Source organism: Streptomyces sp. NPDC015346, assembly GCF_043078785.1.
In the GTDB taxonomy this organism is placed as follows: domain Bacteria; phylum Actinomycetota; class Actinomycetes; order Streptomycetales; family Streptomycetaceae; genus Streptomyces.
In genome coordinates, this window is the sequence record NZ_JBIBTW010000005.1 from 259399 (window position 1) to 277243 (window position 17845).

Annotated in this window: 17 protein-coding genes; 3 read left to right on the top strand and 14 right to left on the bottom strand. The window is 71.5% G+C overall.

Features of this window, described 5'->3' with window-relative positions; genetic code table 11:
* Positions 1-421 precede the first annotated feature (421 nt).
* The 4 genes from ACF06X_RS20220 to ACF06X_RS20235 are packed head-to-tail and all read right to left on the bottom strand — an operon-like array spanning position 422 to position 3217.
* Positions 422-778: an MmcQ/YjbR family DNA-binding protein gene (locus ACF06X_RS20220; RefSeq protein ID WP_392288632.1), complete on the bottom strand. Its 357-nt coding sequence runs from the start codon at positions 776-778 to the stop codon at positions 422-424.
* On the bottom strand, positions 775-1224 hold the full coding sequence (locus tag ACF06X_RS20225; protein ID WP_391934698.1) for a VOC family protein: 450 nt from the start codon (positions 1222-1224) through the stop codon (positions 775-777). Before ACF06X_RS20225 ends, ACF06X_RS20220 begins: the two co-directional genes overlap by 4 nt.
* Complete coding sequence (locus ACF06X_RS20230) at positions 1221-1880, bottom strand: hypothetical protein (protein WP_392288633.1); 660 nt, start codon at positions 1878-1880, stop codon at positions 1221-1223. The genes ACF06X_RS20225 and ACF06X_RS20230 overlap by 4 nt, the downstream gene beginning before the upstream one ends.
* The gene (locus ACF06X_RS20235; protein ID WP_392288634.1) at positions 1877-3217 is read right to left on the bottom strand and encodes an APC family permease; all 1341 of its coding nucleotides are present in this window, start codon (positions 3215-3217) and stop codon (positions 1877-1879) included. Before ACF06X_RS20235 ends, ACF06X_RS20230 begins: the two co-directional genes overlap by 4 nt.
* Positions 3218-3288: 71 nt before the next feature.
* Between ACF06X_RS20235 and ACF06X_RS20240 the strand changes: the two genes are divergently transcribed.
* The 3 genes from ACF06X_RS20240 to ACF06X_RS20250 are packed head-to-tail and all read left to right on the top strand — an operon-like array spanning position 3289 to position 5960.
* On the top strand, positions 3289-4284 hold the full coding sequence (locus ACF06X_RS20240) for a GlxA family transcriptional regulator (protein ID WP_392288635.1): 996 nt from the start codon (positions 3289-3291) through the stop codon (positions 4282-4284).
* A gap of 42 nt (positions 4285-4326) precedes the next feature.
* Positions 4327-5556 (top strand): amidohydrolase family protein, encoded by a 1230-nt coding sequence (locus ACF06X_RS20245; RefSeq protein ID WP_392288636.1) that lies wholly within the window; start codon positions 4327-4329, stop codon positions 5554-5556.
* A gap of 29 nt (positions 5557-5585) precedes the next feature.
* Positions 5586-5960 (top strand): hypothetical protein, encoded by a 375-nt coding sequence (locus ACF06X_RS20250; protein WP_392288637.1) that lies wholly within the window; start codon positions 5586-5588, stop codon positions 5958-5960.
* Between the two features lie 174 nt (positions 5961-6134).
* Here ACF06X_RS20250 and ACF06X_RS20255 read toward each other — a convergent pair whose 3' ends face one another.
* The 10 genes from ACF06X_RS20255 to ACF06X_RS20300 are packed head-to-tail and all read right to left on the bottom strand — an operon-like array spanning position 6135 to position 17843.
* A complete protein-coding gene (locus ACF06X_RS20255) occupies positions 6135-7415 on the bottom strand; it encodes an MFS transporter (RefSeq protein WP_392288638.1) in 1281 nt (426 codons plus the stop codon).
* Positions 7416-7421: 6 nt separating this feature from the next.
* Positions 7422-8738, bottom strand: a complete 1317-nt coding sequence (locus ACF06X_RS20260; RefSeq protein ID WP_392288639.1) for an ATP-grasp domain-containing protein — start codon at positions 8736-8738, stop codon at positions 7422-7424.
* Positions 8739-8794: 56 nt separating this feature from the next.
* Positions 8795-10135 carry a cation:proton antiporter gene (locus tag ACF06X_RS20265; RefSeq protein WP_392288640.1) on the bottom strand — a complete coding sequence of 447 codons (1341 nt, stop codon included), beginning with the start codon at positions 10133-10135 and terminating at the stop codon, positions 8795-8797.
* A 2-nt stretch (positions 10136-10137) separates the two neighbouring features.
* The gene (locus ACF06X_RS20270; protein WP_392288641.1) at positions 10138-11925 is read right to left on the bottom strand and encodes an ABC transporter substrate-binding protein; all 1788 of its coding nucleotides are present in this window, start codon (positions 11923-11925) and stop codon (positions 10138-10140) included.
* A 53-nt stretch (positions 11926-11978) separates the two neighbouring features.
* Positions 11979-12305 carry a hypothetical protein gene (locus ACF06X_RS20275; RefSeq protein WP_392288642.1) on the bottom strand — a complete coding sequence of 109 codons (327 nt, stop codon included), beginning with the start codon at positions 12303-12305 and terminating at the stop codon, positions 11979-11981.
* Positions 12302-13180 carry a dimethylargininase gene (ddaH, locus tag ACF06X_RS20280; protein ID WP_392288643.1) on the bottom strand — a complete coding sequence of 293 codons (879 nt, stop codon included), beginning with the start codon at positions 13178-13180 and terminating at the stop codon, positions 12302-12304. The genes ACF06X_RS20275 and ddaH overlap by 4 nt, the downstream gene beginning before the upstream one ends.
* A 55-nt stretch (positions 13181-13235) precedes the next feature.
* On the bottom strand, positions 13236-14507 hold the full coding sequence (locus ACF06X_RS20285) for an ATP-grasp domain-containing protein (protein WP_392288644.1): 1272 nt from the start codon (positions 14505-14507) through the stop codon (positions 13236-13238).
* Positions 14504-16129 carry a class I tRNA ligase family protein gene (locus ACF06X_RS20290; protein ID WP_392288645.1) on the bottom strand — a complete coding sequence of 542 codons (1626 nt, stop codon included), beginning with the start codon at positions 16127-16129 and terminating at the stop codon, positions 14504-14506. The genes ACF06X_RS20285 and ACF06X_RS20290 overlap by 4 nt, the downstream gene beginning before the upstream one ends.
* Entirely contained in the window at positions 16126-16494 is a 369-nt protein-coding gene (locus ACF06X_RS20295; protein WP_392288646.1) for a cupin domain-containing protein, read from the bottom strand. The genes ACF06X_RS20290 and ACF06X_RS20295 overlap by 4 nt, the downstream gene beginning before the upstream one ends.
* A 50-nt stretch (positions 16495-16544) precedes the next feature.
* Positions 16545-17843 carry a lysine N(6)-hydroxylase/L-ornithine N(5)-oxygenase family protein gene (locus ACF06X_RS20300; RefSeq protein WP_392288647.1) on the bottom strand — a complete coding sequence of 433 codons (1299 nt, stop codon included), beginning with the start codon at positions 17841-17843 and terminating at the stop codon, positions 16545-16547.
* Positions 17844-17845: the final 2 nt, after the last annotated feature.

The window sequence follows — 17845 nt, forward strand, 5'->3', positions numbered from 1 at the left end:
GACGGGGGTCCGGCCACGTCGGTGCCCGCCGCAACCGCGGGATCCCGTGCGGCCGCAGGCCGCGCTCCCCGCGTCCCGGCGCCGTACGGTCGTCGCCGACCGGACCCGGACGGGAGTCCGGCCGCAACGGTGACGAGGACGGGATCCCCGCACCACGGTCGTCGCGCCGGATGCGCGTACGGCCGTGGGCCGCGCTCCCCCGCGCCGTACGGCCGCGCGTACGGCCGTGGGCCGCGCGCCCGGCGCCCCGGCGCCGTACGGTCGTCCCGACCGGACCCGGACGGGAGTCCGGGCACGTCGGCGCCCGCCGCGACGGCGGGATCCTGTGCGGTCGCGGGGCCGCGCTCCCCGCGCCGTACGGCCGCGTGCCGGATGCGCGTACGGCCGTGGGTCGCGCACCCGGCGCCCACGTCGCGCGGGGTCAGGGGGTGCGGCCCAGGGAGTCCAGGTACGCCGTGGCGACCGATCTTGGGACCGCCATTTGCCAGGCGTCCAGGATGAGTTCGTGGAATTCGCGCTTGGACACCGCCGCCATGCGCAGCTCCACCCAGTTGTAGCGCATGTCCGAGGGCCGGGGCAGCTGGAAGGTGTCCGGGGCCGAGGCGATCAGGAGGGCGCGTTCCTCCTTGGGGAAGGCGAAGCCCAGCGTCGTCTCGTCCGGGGAGACCGTGGCGTACACGATGCGGCCGACCTTGAACTTGATGTACTCGCGGATCAGGTGTTCCTCGGTGCGGGGCAGGGGCCGGGTCGCCTCGCGGACGTCCTGGAGGGTGATCACGTGACGCTTCTCTCTCTGTCCGCGTGCTGTCCGGATTCGTAGTGGACCAGTTCCACCAGCAGACCCGCCGGGGGCCGCGCGTACAGGAAGACGACCCGCATCCCCTCCCGCGCGCCCTTGCACGGCTCGCCGTCGACCGCGGTGAAGCCGTGGCCGCGCAGCCGGGCCATCTCGCTCTCGATGTCGTCGACCTCGAAGGCGACGTGATAGAGGCCGGGGCCCTGGCGTTCGAGGCGGCCGGAGATGGCGGAGTTGTCCTGGTCCGGCGAGACGATCTCCACGGCCGGGTTGCCCGAGCCGCCGGAGAACTGCCAGAACTCGCAGGCCACGCCGTAGTCGTCCACATGTCCGTCGTCGTACTTGCGCATGCCCAGGGCGGTCATGAACGCGGCGACTCCGACGGGATCGTCGGTCGCGAGCCCGATGTGGTCTATGCGAAGGATCACCTTGTGTCCGATCGAGTCAGGTTGATGTAGGTGTAGTCGTCCAGCATCTTCGCGAGGGGGCGGCCGGGACATCCGTAGGAGACGGCGAGCGCCTCCTCGTCGAGCCCGCTGTCGTCGAGCAGCCGGCGCGCCCACTCCCGGTTGAGCCGGTGGTGGGCGACGTACGCCGCCGCGTCCCGGGCCCCGTGCAGGCGCCTGGCGATGGCCTCGTCCCAGGGGACGAGCGTGCGCGGGCGAAGCCCGTGGAGCAGTTTCGACGCGGCGGTCGCGCCCAGCGTCCGGCGGCGGTCCGGCGTGCCGATCGAGACCGCGGCGAGAGCGGCGTAGCAGTCGCCGAGCGACGCGACGGCGTCGTCGGAGAGTTCACTGAGCGGCGTCCGCGGGTCCGGCAGGGTCGCGTACCAGCGTGCCGTCCACTCGCGCACCCCGAGGTCGAACAGGTCGGTCTCCCCGGGTCGCGGGTAACGGATCCTGCATCCCCATGAGTTCAACCATCTCAGATGGGTGGCGGGATCGTCATGGGGCAGCGGCTCGTACACGCGCACCACCGTGTTCGACTGCTGACCCGTCGGCGGGTTGACATCGAGGCCCAGGAAGGCGGCCACCGCGGCGCGCAGGCTCTCCTGGTCCGGTGCCGGGCACGGTGCGAGGATCACGGCGCTCCCGGCCCGTCGCCGGCCGTCTCGAGCGAGGGCTCCGGGGCGGCGGCGTCGGGCTGCTCGTCGCGGGGGCGCCGCCGCCGGTTCAGCCGCAGGTAGAGCAGTGCGGCGCCGGCGACCGCCAGCGGCCAGAGCAGATAGAGACCGGCCATGATCAGCAGGGCGACGACCGCGACGAGCGCGAGCAGCGCGGAGACCCGGCCCTTGGTTCCCTTGGGGAGGAGCCGTACGGCCGCGGCGACGCCGATCGCGTAGACGGCGACGAACGAGCCGGTGGTGAGCAGGACCAGCGACTCGATGCCGAGACCGGTGGAGACCACGACGAACAGGGCCAGGAAGGACAGCGCCGACACGAGGGCCAGGCTGCGCCGCGGCACCTCGCCGGCCACGCTGCCGCGGGCGAACCAGCCGGGGAGCGCTCCGTCACGGCCGAGGGCGGCGCCGAGGTTGGCGGCGCCGGCGTAGTAGGCGTTCATCGCGCCCATGGTCAGCAGCAGCGCCGCGCCCGCGGCGAGGAACCGGGCGTCGCCGCCGATGCCACGGGCCATCAGCTCGCCCAGCGGGGCGCTGGAGTCGGCCGCGTCGTCGCCGAGGACGGTGACGACCGCGAAGGCGACCAGCAGATAGAGCCCTCCGACGATCACCACGGCCGCCGCGGCGGCGCGGGGCAGGTCCCGCGCGGGGTGGCGGAACTCGCCCGCGAGGTGGGTGATCGCCTCCCAGCCGGCGAAGCTCCAGACCAGCAGGGCGGCTGCGGGGCCGATCGCCATCCAGCCGTGCGGGGCGAAGGGTTCGAGGTTGGCCGTGTCGGCCTTCGGGAGCGACAGGGCGACCGCGACGAGCAGCAGCGTGACGAGCAGCCCGGCCAGCATGAACTGGAGCTTCCCCGTCACCCGCAGGCCCAGCGCGTTGGCCGCGGTGACCACGACCATCAGCCCGATGGCGGTGACCGTCGTGGTGGTGGTGCCGCCGCCCAGCGCGGCGGAGACGTACGCGCCTCCGAAGAGCGCCGCCGCGGCGGCGCCGGGAGGCACAGCGAGGTAGAAGCACCAGCCGACGACGGCCGAGGCCCGGTCGCCGAACGCCTTCATGGCATAGGTGGCGACACCGCCCGCGTCGGGGTAGCGGGCCCCCAGCGCGGCGAACGTGAAGGCCAGGGGCGCCGACAGCAGGACGAGGGCGAGCCACGCCAGCAGGGACGCGGGTCCCGCGGCCTCGGCGGCGAGCGCCGGGAGGGCGATGACGCCGGTGCCGAGCACGGCGCCCACGTACATCGCGGTGCCCTGGACGGCGGTGAGGCGACCGCCGGAGGACTCTGTCTTTACTTCGCTCATGGGCGAAAGCTTGGTCGTTCCGCCTTCCGCCTGCCATCGGCAGTTTCGCCATCCTGCGCTAAATTACCGACATGCGTCCCCATGTAGTCGCCATAGCGGTCACGGATGCCACCCCCACCTTCGAACTGGCGGTCCCCTGCGAGGTGTTCGGGACGGACCGTTCCGACATCGTGGACCCCTGGTACGAGCTGCGGATGTGCGGGGACACCACCCGCCCGCTGCGGACGTCGGCCGGTCTGCGGGTGCACACGCCGTACGGATTCGACGATCTGCTCGACGCCGACACGGTCCTCGTCGCCGCCCTCGCACGCGCCACCCAACTCGACCCGCCCGCCCACCTCGTCGAGGTGCTGCGCGAGGCGCACAAGAGGGGCAAGCGCATCATCTCGATCTGCACGGGCGCCTACGTGCTCGCCGCCGCGGGGCTGCTCACCGGCCGTACGGCGACGACGCACTGGATGAACGCCGGGGACTTCGCCCACCGCTTCCCCGACGTCGACTTCACCCCCGCCGCCCTCTACACCGACGAGGGCGACATCCTCACCTCGGCCGGCACCGGCTCGGCCATCGACCTCTGCCTGCACCTGGTACGCCAGGACCACGGCGCCGCCGTCGCGAACGAGGTGGCCCGGCGGATGGTCGTACCCCCGCACCGCGAGGGCGGCCAGTCGCAGTACACCCGGCCGATGGCCCGCGCGGAGCGCAGCGACGAACTGGCGCCGGTCCTCCACTGGGCGCAGGAGCGGCTGCACGAGCAGCTGACCGTCCCGCAGCTCGCGCGCGTCGCGAGCCTGGGCGAGCGCACCTTCGCCCGGCGGTTCAAGGAGCGGCTCGGCATCACCCCGCTGCAGTGGCTGCTGCAGCAGCGCGTGCGGCTCGCGCAGGAGCTGCTGGAGTCCACGGACGAGCCGGTGGAGACCATCGCGCGGCGCACGGGCTTCGGCACCGCCGCCAACCTCCGGTACCACTTCGGGCGGGTCACCACCGTGTCCCCCCAGACGTACCGCCATGTGTTCCGCCACAGGGCCGCGCAGCAGAGCCGGCTCGCCTCAACTTCGGCTAGTTGAACATCTGTTGCCCTTGTCGGGCGCCTTTGGTTGGCTCGCCGCATGTTGCAGCGAATAGAAGCCGATCAGCTCATTCCCGGTAGGGGCAACCCCGTCCAGAACGGCGTGGTCGTCCTCGACGGCGAAACCATCAGCTACGCCGGACCCGCGGACGGGGCACCCGACACCCCCGGGGCCGAGACCGTACGGGCGCGAACCGTCATGCCGGGGCTGTGGGACGCCCACGGCCACTTCATGGGGCTCCGGTCCGCGGACCTGACCCTGCTCCCCCAGGAGCCGATCGCCCTGCGGGCCGCCCGGATCACCACGGACCTGCGCAACGCCCTGGAGGCGGGCGTCACCTCCGTACGAGAGACCGGCGGCCTCGGCATCCACATGGCCAGGGCGATCGCCGAGGGCACGATCACGGGCCCGTCGATCTACGCGGCCGGCACCGCGCTCTCGACCACCGGCGGCCACGCCGACCTGCACAGCTTCCCGACCTCGTGGGTCGAGGACTTCGGACACGCCGGCGGTGAACTGAGGCTGTGCGACGGCCCCGCCGAGTGTGCGCGGGCCGCCCGGGAGCAGCTGCGGAAGAACGCCAAGCTCATCAAGGTCTGCGCGTCGGGCGGTGTGCTCTCCGAGGTGGACCACCCGGTGCACCAGCAGTTCACCGACGCGGAGCTGCGGGCGATCGTGGAGGTCGCCGGCATGGCCGACCGGATCGTCGCCGCGCACTGCCACGGCAAGCCCGGCATCATGGCCTCGCTCCGGGCCGGGGTGAAGACGATCGAGCACGGTACGTACATCGACGAAGAGGCCGCCGTGGCCATGCGCGAGAGCGGCGCGATCCTCGTCACCACCCGCACGATCTTCCAGGAGCTCCTGGACAACGGGCACATGCTTCCGCCGTACGCCCTGAAGAAGCTGCAGGCGACGGCGGGACGGCACGCGGAGGCCATCGCCATCGCGCGCGAGCAGGGGGTGACGATCGCCGCCGGCACCGACGTCGCGCTCTCCGGCAAGGAGATGCCCGACTCGTGGGGGCGCAACGGCCGGGAGCTGTCGCTGCTGGTGAAGATCGGCCTCACCCCGCTGGAGGCCATCGAGTCGGGGACCGCGATCGGCCCGGCCACGCTCGGGCCGCAGGCGCCGCTCTCCGGGCAGCTCGTCGAGGGCTACGACTCCGACGTCCTGATCCTCGACGAGGACCCGCTCACGGACATCGAGGTGCTGGCCCAGCCGGAGCACATCACCGGGGTCTGGAAGGCCGGCGTCAGGGTCAAGTGACCCCCCGGGAGGAGACGAGAGGAGATGGCATGACCGACTCGGGTGACGACATCCGGCTCCTTGAGATACGGCTGTTCACGCTGCGGCCGGGCGTCCGGGAGGAGTTCCACCGGATCAGCCGGGACGGGACGGTCCCGCTGATGCGCCGGGGCGGGATCACCGTGATCACGCACGGGCCCTCGCGGAACGACGAGGACGGTTACTACCTGCTGCGCGCCTTCCGTTCGGAGGAGGAGCGGGTCCGGCTCTCGCTGGCCGTGTACGAGACCGAGGAGTGGCTGCGCGACTACGAGGACGTGGTGCCGAAGATGATGACGGACTACCAGACCTCGGTCGTGCCGGTGCCCCGCGGGGCGCTGGAGGAGTTCGCCCGGAGCATGACGGCGGCGGCGGCCGCCGGGTGATCCGGTAGCGGCGCGGGAACGCTCCAGAGCCTCGGCCCCTCAGGGGGCCGGGGCTCTTCCCTTTGGCCGGTCGGCCGGGACATGAGGGCGGATACGACAGGACCGCCGCCTCGGGTCGAGGCGGCGGTCCTGTCGTGTCGGGTCCTGTCGTGCCGGCGGTCGCGGGCCGTCCCGCTACGCGTCCGCGGCCTCCGGTACGTCCCTGGCCGGGGCTTCCTTCTCGGTGGCCGGCCGGCGGATCGCGGCGGCGCCGAGGACGGCCGCGACCAGGCCGATCAGGCCGAGCAGCGGCCAGACACCGTGGCCGAGCCGGACGAACAGCAGACCGCCGATGACCGGGCCGACCGCCGTGCCGAGCGCGTGCATGAACTGGAAGCCGCCGATGTAGCGGCTGCGCAGGTGCGCCGGGCCGGCCGTCGCCGGGTAGGCGAAGACCGCGGGGCCGCCGATGATCTCGCCCAGCGTCCAGACGAGCGTCGCGCCGATGATCACCGCGGCGCCGATGGGGAGGCCGTAGAGCGCCACACCGAGGCCGACCAGGCCGAAGGAGAGCCCCACGGTGATCTTGGTCTTCCACTTCTGGGTGACCTTGGCCAGCGGGAGTTCGAAGGCGATCACCATGAAGCCGTTCAGGGAGACGGCGGCCGTGTACCAGAAGAGGTCGATGTCGTTGGCCTCGACGTCCAGCGGCAGCGTGGACAGGTACTGCACGTAGATGATCGCGTTGAAGAGCGTCGCGGCCAGGAAGAGCAGGTAGCGGCGGTCGGCCAGCATCGCCCGGTAGCTGCCCGCGGGGCCCTCCGCGTCCGTGGCGGACCCCTCCGCGTCGGGGGCGGCCCGCCGCGGCAGGGCGGCGGCCGCGACGAACGTGTAGACGAGAGCGATGACCGCCTCGCCCCAGAACACCAGGCTGTAGCTCTCACCGCCCAGGTGGTAGAGGCCGAGACCCACCAGGGGCGCCGCCATCGCACCCACGTTCAGGCCGAAGCGGTACATGCCGAAGATCATGACCTGGCTGCTCTCCGAGGTCAGTTCGGAGAGCAGCGAGGCCGCGGCCGGGCGGTACAGCTGGGCCATGAGACTGGCCAGCGCGACCGCGACCAGCAGGGCGGGGTAGTTGGGCAGGTAGAGCAGCGAGGCGGTGAGCACGGCGGTCGCGCCCATGCCGAGGACCGTGGCGTTGCGGGCGCCGAGCCGGTCGGCGAGGGTGCCGCCGAGCAGCACCCCCGCCACGCCGCCCGCGCCGTAGGCACCGAGCGCGTACGACGCCTCTTCCTCGGAGTACCCGCGGAAGGACAGGTAGAGCACGATGAAGATGTTGAGGAATCCGCCGAGCCGGCTCAGTAGGACGCCGACGAGGAGGGTCTTCACCGCGACCGACGAGTCCCGGAACGTGGCCCAGATCCGTGCGCTGTCGTCCGCGCCCTCTTCCCGCGTCTCCTCAGTTGCTGCCATGCCTGCTCACTCTTCTCTCTCACTGGGGGTCTCGTCGGGGGTCTCGTCGGGGGTGTCGTTCTCGCCGGTCCGTACGACGAGGGTGGACTCGGCGGCGTCCAGGGCCGCGCGGCACGCGTCGGTGGTGTTCCCCGTGGCGATGGCGAAGGCGATCCGTCCCCAGACCGTGCCCTTCGGCGGCGGGGAGACCACCGCGCCGGGCCGGGCCACCGGCACGAGGCGCTCGACGCCTTCGGGCGGTTCCGTCTCCCGGAAGGAGACGGACTCGATGCGGGTGTCGTCGCGCTCGACGTAGAAGAAGCGGATGCCGGCGACCTGTCGCCGTGACGGGGTGATCTGCGGCGTGAGGCCGCACGCGACCCGGGCGGCGGCCAGACCGGGGTCGACGCCGGTGGCCAGCATGCCCAGATACGGGATCATGTCGCCGCCCAGCCGCCCGTTGACCTCGATGAGGCGCGGTCCCGCGGCGGTCAGCATGAACTCGCTGTGCGTCCAGCCGTCGCGGAACCCGAGCGCGGTGTGGGTGTCCTGCAGGGCGTCGAGCAGTTCCGGGTCGGAGAGCAGAGGGTCGCCCGCGTCGACGTAGTGGCCGATCTCCTCGGCGTACGGCGGGTAGCCCACGACCTTGCGGCCGATGAAGAGGGGTACGACCTTGCCGTCCTGGACGACCGCGTCGACGCTGATCTCCTCGCCGGTCACCCGCTCCTCGACGAGGACGGGCTGGTCGGTGCTGTAGAGGAGCGGCTCGGGGTCGGGGCCCTTCATGCCCGCGGTGAAGGGGAACCTCGCCCGCAACTGGTCGGCGTCGTCGACGCGTACGACTCCGAGGCTGGCGCCCAGGCCGCGCGGTTTGAGGATCGCCGGATAGCCGACCAGGTCGGCGGCGGCCAGGGCCTCGTCGAGCGACTTGACCGGTACGGAGCGGGGCTGGGCGACCCCCGCGGCGTCGAGGGCGGCGCGGGTCTGGCCCTTGTCGCGCAGGCGCCAGATCACCGCCGGGTCGCCGCCCCGCAGCCCGAGCGCCTCGGCCGTGTGGGAGGCGGCGTGGATGCGGCCCTCGTCCCAGCACAGGACACCGGCGACGGGCTCCCTGGCGTGCAGTTCGAGCGCGGCCCGGGCCATCGCCGGCCCGTCCAGGGTGCTGGGCAGCACCGTCCAGCCGGAGATGAACTCCTTCTCCCACGAGGGCTCCTCCACATGGAAGAGGTGCACGCGGAACTCGGTGCGGATGGAGCGCAGCAGATACTCGCGGTAGGTCCGCATACCCGTCGCTATCAGGAGCAGGAGCGGATGCTGCTCCGTCGTCGAGTGCACCTTCGTCATGTTGCCTTTCCTTTCGGCGAGTCGATGTCCGAGGACGGAAATTCGGCGGAGGAGCGTCAGGAATTCGACTCCACGGGGCTGCCGCCGCGCGCGCTGCCCAGCAGCACCCGCTCCCGCTCCCGTTCCTCCTCGGTGACGGGCATCCGGCGCACGGCGAAGCGCAGGGTCGGGGCGGCCATGAGGGAGGTGACGATCGCCACCAGGATGACGATCGTGTACATCTCGGTGGTCAGGACGCCCAGGCGCAGCCCGACCATGGCGATGATCACCTCGATCACGCCGCGGGCGTTGAGCCCGGCTCCGAGCGCCAGGCCCTCCCAGTGGCTGAGCCGGCCGGCCCGGGCCCCGATGTACGCCCCGGCGAACTTGCCGACGATGGCGACGATCAGGACGACGAGGGCCGCGCCGAGGACCGCGGGGCGGGCCAGGGCGGTGAGGTCCATCCGTAGGCCGGCGGTGGCGAAGAACAGCGGGGCCAGGACGCCGATGGAGAAGATCCGGAGCGGAGCGAGCCGCTCGCGGTCCATCTCCCCGGACGAACCGATGAGGATGCCCACCAGGAACGCTCCGAGGATCGCCTCCATGCCGAGCGCGTGGCTGGCCGCGGCTCCCAGGACGATCAGCACGGTGCACAGGGCGACGCCCGTGTCCCGGTCGGCGGACCGGGAGACCCGGCGCAGGAGGGTGCGGACGAGCGGCCTGCCGACGAACCAGGCGGCGGCGACGAGGGCGATCAGCGCCACCACCGTCAGGGCGATGTCCCCGCCCCGTACGCCGGTGGTCGCCATCGCCGAGACGACCGAGAGCAGCATCCAGCCGGCGATGTCGTCGACGACGGACGCGGTGACGGTGAGCTGTCCGATGTCGCGGTGGAGCAGGCCCATGTCGAGCAGCGTCTTGGCGATCACGGGAATCGCGCTGACACACAGCGCGACGCCCGTGAAGAGGGCGAAGACGGTACGGTCGCCGCCCTCGGTGAGCAGGGTGGCCGGGAGCGCGAACGCGACGGCGACGCCCCCGGCGAAGGGCACCACGAGGCCGCCGGCGCTGACGAGGGCGGCCGCCCTTCCCTTGCTCCGCGCCAGGTTCAGATCGATGTGCATGCCGGTGATGCCGACGAGCAGCAGCACACCGATCTGTCCGACCGCGTCGAGGAGGTGCATCTGGGCGGCCTGCTGCGGCAGCAGCCAGGCCGAGAAGGCGGGGGCCACGTGCGTGAGCAGCGACGGCCCCAGGATCACCCCCGCCGTCAGCTCGCCGACGACGGAGGGCATCCCCAGGCGCCGGGCCAGCCGGCCGAGGAGCAGCGCCGCACCCAGCAGAACGCCCACCTGCAGCAGGAACACCAGGAGCGAGTGGGCGCCCACGGGGGCGACGGGAGAGGCGGACAGGAACATGCTCAATCGTCCTCGAGGTAGTACCACTTCTCCGGGTTGATCATCCCGAAGGGGTTCACCGGCCCGAACCCGCCGAGGTCGTTGGAGACTTCGAAGAGCCGGATGGGGAAGTTGGGCGTGAAGATGACCGGGACCTGCTCGGCGATGTAGTCCTGGTACGCGTAGAGCGCCTCCAGGTCGTCGGAGGTGACGGACGCCTCGATCAGCTCGTCGGCCCGGGGGTCGCTGTAGTGGCCGAAGTTGCCGCCCGCGTCGGTGCGGAAGAGGATCTCGCCGCTGGGGTAGTGGTACGCCCAGCCGCCGTTCCAGCACGTCAGCTCCCACAGGCACGGGGAGTCGGGGCCGGGGACGCAGGGCGCGTCCTCGGCGACGAGCACGGAGCCGTACACCTCCTCCATGCGCAGCTCGATGCCGGCGGCGGCGGCGTCCTTGCGGTACTTCTCCATCAGCGTGGTCAGCGCGGGCCGCCCCTCGACGTACCGCAGCGAGAGGCTCAGCCGGGTGCCGGCGGGGATGCCCTCACCGGCCTGGCCGGGACCGGTGCCGGGGTTCACGCAGACCGCCGGGGTGGTGCTGGTGTCCCACCCGTTGGCCTCGAGCAGCCGCTTGGCCCGCTCGACGTCGAACGGGAGGGGCCAGGCGCCCTCGCGCTGGCGCGGGGAGACCAGGTCGGTCCGCGGGACCATGGGCACGGGCCCGTTCTGCCGGTAGGCGTACCCCTGGTAGATGTCGCGGACGGCGCCGTCCTGGTCGAGGGTGCTCTGCAGCGCCTGCCGGAAGTACGTCTGCTGGAAGATCTTCCCGGCCACCGTCGGGTTGTTGTAGTTGAGGCAGAAGTAGCGGATGCAGAAGGCGGCCTGCGGGACCAGGGTGTAGTGGTCGGCCAGCGGGTTGGCACCGCCGACGGTCGGGTCGGTGGTCGGCTCGGAGGCGAAACTCAGCGGCAGGTAGCCGACCTGGACGGAGCCTTCGCCGCGCGGTCCGGCCTTGAGCATCTCGTACTCTTCGTCGTCCGAGAACGTCGGCACCTGGCGGAACTCGTCCAGATAGGGCTTGTCGGGCCCGGAGTAGTGCTCGTTGGGCACGAAGGTGACGAGGCCTTCGAGGGTGTAGCTCTTGAGCCGCCACGGTCCGCTGACCACGCTCCACACCGGGCTGTCGGCCCAGCGGGTGCGGTGCTCGTTGGTCTCGTCGATGATGTCGCCCTGCTCCGCCATCAGGTAGTCGTAGACGGCCGGCACGTCGGCCGTCCCGCCGGAGGCGTCGGCCGGTCCTTCGGCGGTGCGGTCCCAGGCCCTGGGGAGCGGGGTGATGGTGCTGAGCTGGTTCATCAGCACCCACTTCTTCGAGTACGCCTTGTCGAAGGTGAACCAGACGGTGTCCTCGGCGAGCTTGCCGTACGAGGTGAGGTTGTCCGGGAAGTATCCGGGGACGTACTCGCCGTACCGGTCGCCCTTCACCTTCATCAGGTTGACCCAGAAGAGCACGTTGTCGGCGCAGAGGGTCTCGCCGTTGGACCACTTCCAGGGCTTGACCTTGAGGGTGACGGTCCGGCCGTCCTCGCTCCACTGCGGCGGCTCGCCGATGGACTGGTCGTAGTCGACGTCCGGGGTGCCCTGGCTGCCGAAGTAGTAGAGGGGCCGGTACATCAGCATCTGGAACTCGTAGATGTTGCGGGTGCCCATCCGCTCGGCCGGGGTGAAGGGGAAGATCACCGCGGGCGGGAACCCGGGCGCGCACGCCCAGGTCACCGTGCCGCCCTTCTTCGGCTTCCTCGACTCCTGCGACATGGCTTCCTCCTGCTCCTGACCGGACACGGGGGCCGGGCCGGACACCGGGGCCCTCACTTGATCTCCCTGAGGTACGAGACGCCCACGGCGGCGTGGCCGCCGTAGCGCTCCCACTCCTCGCGCAGGTCGACTCCGCCGTCCTCGCGCAGTTCGGGCTCGCTGTGGCAGCGCCCGCAGACGATCTCGCCGTCCTCCAGGACCATGGAGTAGGCGAAGTCGAGGGTGCCGTCGGGGGCGCAGACGCCGGCCAGGGTGCCGTGCCGGGCCCGGCCGCCCGAGAACGTGCCCCAGAGCAGGTCGCCCTCCTGCCGGTAGACGGCGGTACGGCCCTCGGCCTCCGGTTCGGCGGGGCGGAACCGCCGCCCGTCGTAGTTGATCACGCCGCTGCCCCCGGAACCCGGTCGCGTATCTCGAGCGTGCAGCACTTGGAGCTGCCGCCGGACTTGAGCAGCTCGGACAGGTCCACGCCGATCGGCACGAAGCCGCGGCTCCACAGCGCGTCGATGAGGTGGCCGGCCTGCTCGGGCAGGAGGACGTGCCGGCCGTCGGAGACGGCGTTGAGGCCGAAGACCGCGGCGTCCTCCTCGGTGGCGAGGATCGCGTCCGGGTACAGCTCGCGCAGGGTCCGGCGGCTCTCGGCGCTGAACGCGCCGGGGTAGTACATGACCTCCTCGTGGTCGAGGACGGCGAGCGCGGTGTCCAGGTGGTAGAAGCGCGGGTCGACGAGGTCGAGCGTGACCACCGGACGGCCGAGGAAGCGCTCGGCCTCGGCGTGCGAGCGCCGGTCGGTACGGAAGCCGGTGCCGGCCAGGATCCGGTCGCCGGTGACGAGGTAGTCGCCCTCGCCCTCGTTGACGTGGGCGCCGTCGAACACCTCGTAACCGCGGTCGCGGAACCAGGCGGCGTAGGCCGGGCCTTCGTCGGCGCGCTCGGCGTGGCGGAAGCGGGAGGCGAGGACCTTGCCGTCGACGACGGTGGCGCCGTTGGCGGCGAAGACCATGTCGGGCAGGCCGGGGATCGGGTCGATGAGCTCGACCTGGTGGCCGAGGCCGAGGTAGAGGCTGCGCAGTCGTTCCCACTGGGCGACGGCGAGCGCCGTGTCGGTGGGCTTCTCCGGCTCCATCCAGGGGTTGATGGAGTAGACGACGTCGAAGTGGACCGGTGCGCACATCAGATAGCGCCGGGGCGTCACGGTGCGGGCCGGGCGGTCGCCCGTCGTCGCGGCGGCCTGGCGTGCGGGGATGTCCTGCTGCACTGTCGGTTCTCCTTGGGAGGATGTGAAGAGGGTCGTCCGGGAGTGCGGGCGTCCGTCAGGCGTGGACGGCCTCGGTGGCGGCCTCGGGGGCGAACGTCACCCGGATCTTGGCGGCGAAGTCGTTCATGGTCCGGAAGGCCTCCTCCTGCGAGGCGCCGGTCGTGCCGAGGAAGCCGAGGATGGTGTTGCCGTGCGGAGGGCGGCGAATGACGTCGCCGGGCCGCGCGGTGATCTTCAGCAGGAAGACCTTGTCCGACTCGCTGACCTCGGCCGGCACCTCGACATGCTCGACCACACCGGCCTCGCTGATCAGGCACATCGCGGTGATGTGGACACCGGTCGGCCGGAAGTGCCGTACGTCGGGGCGGACTCCGCGGCCGATGTCGACCACCGCCTTGATCGGGTCGTGGTCCGCGGTCTTGCGCGCGATCAGGTCGAGGCCGCCGCCGCCGACGCGGGCGGCGATCTCCAGCAGGTACGGCTCGCCCTCGTGGAACCTGACCTCGGCGTGCATCACGCTGCGCCGCAGGCCCTGGGCGTGCGCCCCGGCCTTGACGGCGGCGCGCACCTTGGCGAGGTCCTCGTCGCCGAGGGAGGTCGGCGCGTGGTGGACGTCGTCGTCGAAGGTGCCGCCCTCGGCGGTGATCCGGTCCACGACCGAGCCGAGATAGACCTCGTCGTCCCAGACGACCGCTTCCATCAGGTACTCGCTGCCGGACAGGAAGGACTCGACCAGCAGCCCGTTGGGGCCCAGATCGACGCCGTCCGCCTCGGAGTTGACCCAGAAGAGGTCGCTGATGCCCTTGGCCGCCTCGGCGTAGTGCTCGGCCATCTCCGCCGGGTTGTCGACGCGGAAGACGAAGTGGCTGCCCGCTCCGAGGGTGGGCTTGAGGATGACCGGGTAACCGAAGTCGGCGGCGGCCGTGAGGGCGTCGTCGAGGGTCCTGGCCAGCCGGAACGAGGGGATCGGGGCGCCTGCCCGCTCGTACGCCCGCCGCATCAGGTACTTGTTGCGGCTGCACACCGCGGCCGGGACGCCGATGCCGGGAAGGCCGAGCGCCTCGGCGACCGCCGCGACCGTGATGACCGAGGACTCGGAGAACGTGATCACGCCGTCGAAGTGCTCCTGGGCGTGCCAGTCCCGGGCCGCGTCGATGATGTCGTCGATCTTCTTCGAGCCGGCCAGGCGGTAGCGGTCGGCCGGCCAGAAGTCCTCCGTGCCCTCTCCGTTGAGCACGAAGAGCTCCGCGCCCAGCTCCTCCACCTGCTGATAGCGGCCGTGGTAGTAGGTCAGGTACTGCACCGTCTCGATCGTGAGCAGCTTCATGCCGCCTCGGTCCTCCTCTGGCTCGGCGCGGTGGAAAGGCTCGGCATGCTCGGCAGGTGCGGCAGGGCGAACGGGGTGATCTCCTCGGGCTGGGCGGTGTCCAGGGCCAGGTCCACTCCGGCCCGCTCCGCCTCGGCCGCGGTGTCGATGAGCAGCGGCGCGGCAGAGGCCAGCAGAGCCCGTACTTCGAGGAGCAGGTCGCCGGGGAGGATCGCGGCCTCGCCGCCGGCGACGGAGCGGGCCAGCGCGGTCAGCCGGTCGAGGGCCCCGGCGACGCTCTCGGCGACGCGGCCCAGGCTGAAGGCCTCCAGTTCGTAGCCGAGCCGGAAGCGCTCGACGATCCCGGCGGCCCGGGTCCTGCCCTGGGCCGAGGTGGGCAGCGCGGTGCCCGTCCCGGCCGGTACGGCGAGGGCGAGGGTCTCGGCGAGCCGGTTCCACGGGTCGATGAGGCGCCGGCCGGCCACCTCGGAGAGCGCGGAGGCGCTGAAGTTGGTCCGCTGGTACTCCGGCGCGGTGAGCGCGAGATAGAAGCGGACCACGTCGCGCGGTACGTCCGCCAGCAGGTCCGCCGACCAGATCAGGTGGTTGCGGCTGGTGGAGAACTTCTCGCCGTCCAGGTCGTAGAACTCGTTGCTGATGTTGGTCTCCGGCAGGGCGTACCGGTCGCCGTGGGCCATCAGCAGCACCAGGTCCATCAGGCCCCAGTGGTAGACGTTGTCGTACCCGTGGAAGTAGACGATCTCCGGACCGCGCTCGGCCAGCCAGTGCTCGTCGACCGTGTCCGTGCGCTCTCCGCGCCGCGCGGCCGACCACCAGGTGCTGTACATGACGGCCGGCATGGCCTCGACCCAGGGGTAGAGGATCTGCCCGGGTGTCTCCGGGAACGGCGCGGGGATGCCCCACTCGCCGGGGACCGTCACGGGGATGTCCGGCAGCGGACGGGCCAGGAGCTCCCGGATGAGCTGGGCGGCGTGCGGCCGCCAGCGCGCGGAGCGTTCGGCGAAGTACGCGGTCAGCCGCTCCCGGTACTCCTCCATGGGCAGCACGAGATGGGTGACCTCGCGGGCCGACACCGGGGAGTCCGGGTCCAGTACGGAGCGCGGGTCGAGGAGCTCGTCCGCGTTGTTGGGGTGTCCGCAGCCCTCGCAGACGCCGCCGCTGCTGCCGGTCAGGCAGACCGGGCAGGTGCCCGTCATGAGACCGTCGTACAGGTACGTGCCCGTCGTCTCGGCGTACGGCATCCGTACGGTGCGCTCGCGGAGGCGTCCGGCCTTGTAGAGGTCGGTGAAGAAGTCGAGCACGGTGGCGCGGTACCGCTCGTCGATGGGCGGGAGGCCCTCCATCGACAGGCCCATGGCGCTGATGGTCCGCTCGATCTGCTCGGTCGACCGGGCGCACAGCTCCTCGGCCGGGACGCCGAGACGACGGGCGGTGGTGGTCACGTAGGTCTGGCTGTCGTCCGTGCAGGTCGTGTAGATCACCGGCCGGCCGTTGGCGGCGAGGTAGCGGCTGTAGACGTCTCCGGCGAGGTACGGGCCCGCCATGTGCCCGACGTGCAGGTCGCCGTTGGGCGTGGGGGTCGCGGCGACGACGATGGCGGGGCGCCGGGTCCGACCGCTCACGCCGTCTGCTCCTTGTGGCGGGCGGTGAACCGCTCGGCCAGCTCGGCGTCCCACCACACGGCGTACATCTGGAAGTCGGCGTCGCCGTCGTTGACGACCTGGTGGCGGGTGCCCGGCTGGAAGTGGACGACGTCGCCGGCGGTGAACGGCACCCGCTCGCCCTCGCTGATGATCTCGGCCTCGCCGGTCATGGCGACCCAGATCTCGTACTCGTGGTGGCCGTGCGGGCCGGACCGGGCACCGGGCGGGACGACGCACCAGGAGCCTTCGAAGGGCGCGTTCAGGGCCGGCCAGGGGAACAGGCGCTGGGCGCGCAGTCCGTTGTCCGGCTTGAGGTTGTCGCGGTCGAGCTCATGGATCTCCAACGTTCTCTCCTCCACGGGTGGGGTGGGGCGGGCCGGTCGGCCGCCCCGTGTCACAGGGCGTTGGCGAGAAGCGCTCCGCCGGACGACGAGGCGCCCTGGCGTGCCAGCAGGTCGGTCACGATGTCCTGGGCGCGCATGGCGAGCACGCTGAGCAGGGAGTCGGCGATGCCGTGGGTGGCCTCGTTGACGCCCTGGAGGTAGCAGTTGGCGGTGTACGACGCCGGCAGCCGCATGCGGTAGTTGCGGTCGACGGTGGCCTCGCCCGTGCCGGTCTTCTCGGCCAGCGCCTTGACCAGGGCGGGCATCTCCGGGACGAATCCGGTGCCGAGCAGGACGATGTCGCAGCGGAGTTCGCCGGGGCGGCCGGTCCTGCGGTCGACGGTGTCGATGACGACGTCGTCGCCGTCCACGCGGGCGCCGGCGATGTCCGTCATCGTGATCATCCGGAGCCGTTCGGTGCCCTGCAGGCGCTCCTGGTACATCTCGCGGTAGAGCGTCTCCAGCATGCTGGGGGCCAGGCCCGCGTAGTTGGTGACGTGCATCTCGCTGAGCATCTGGCGGCGGGCGTCGGCCGACGCCGCGTGGAACTCCTCGATGAAGGACGGGTAGAACAGCTCGTTGGTGAACTTGCTGGACTGGTAGGCGTTGAGCCCGATCGAGCGCATCAGCATCGTGCACCGCGCCGCGGGGAAGCGCTGGTACGTCGCCCAGAGCAGCTCGGCGGCGCTCTGCGCACCGCCGACGACGACGACGCGCTGGACGGCGGCCGGGTCGAGCCGCTCGATCCGGTCGGAGTACTGGGTGCTGTGGATGACGCGCTCCTGCGGCAGCGCGGCGAACTCCGCCGGGATGCGCGCGTCGCGGCCCGCGCCGATGGCCAGGTTCCGGGCGGAGACGAGTCCGCCGTCCTCGGTGCGCACCAGCCAGCGGGAGACCTCGCCGTTCTCGACCGGCCCCGGCTCGATGGACAGGCACCGGCGGCCGTACTCGACCCGTACGTCACGCAGGGACGAGGCCACCCACTGGAGGTATCCGGAGATCTCGGAGCGGTACGGCGTGAACGTGCCGAGGTTGATGAAGTCGTCCAGCCGGCCGATCGAGTGGAGGTAGTTCACGAAGGAGTACTCGCTGCGCGGATTGCGGAGCGTCACCAGGTCCTTGAGGAAGGAGACCTGGCTCTGGGTCCACGGCAGCAGCATGCCGCGCTGCCACACGATGTCCTCGTGCTGCTCGATGATCAGGGTGCCGGCGGCGAGCTCCTTGGGGGCCAGCTCCTCCATGGCGATGCCCAGCGCGAGGTTGGCCGGTCCGGCTCCGATGGCCAGCAGTTCGACTTCCTGGGGCTGCACGA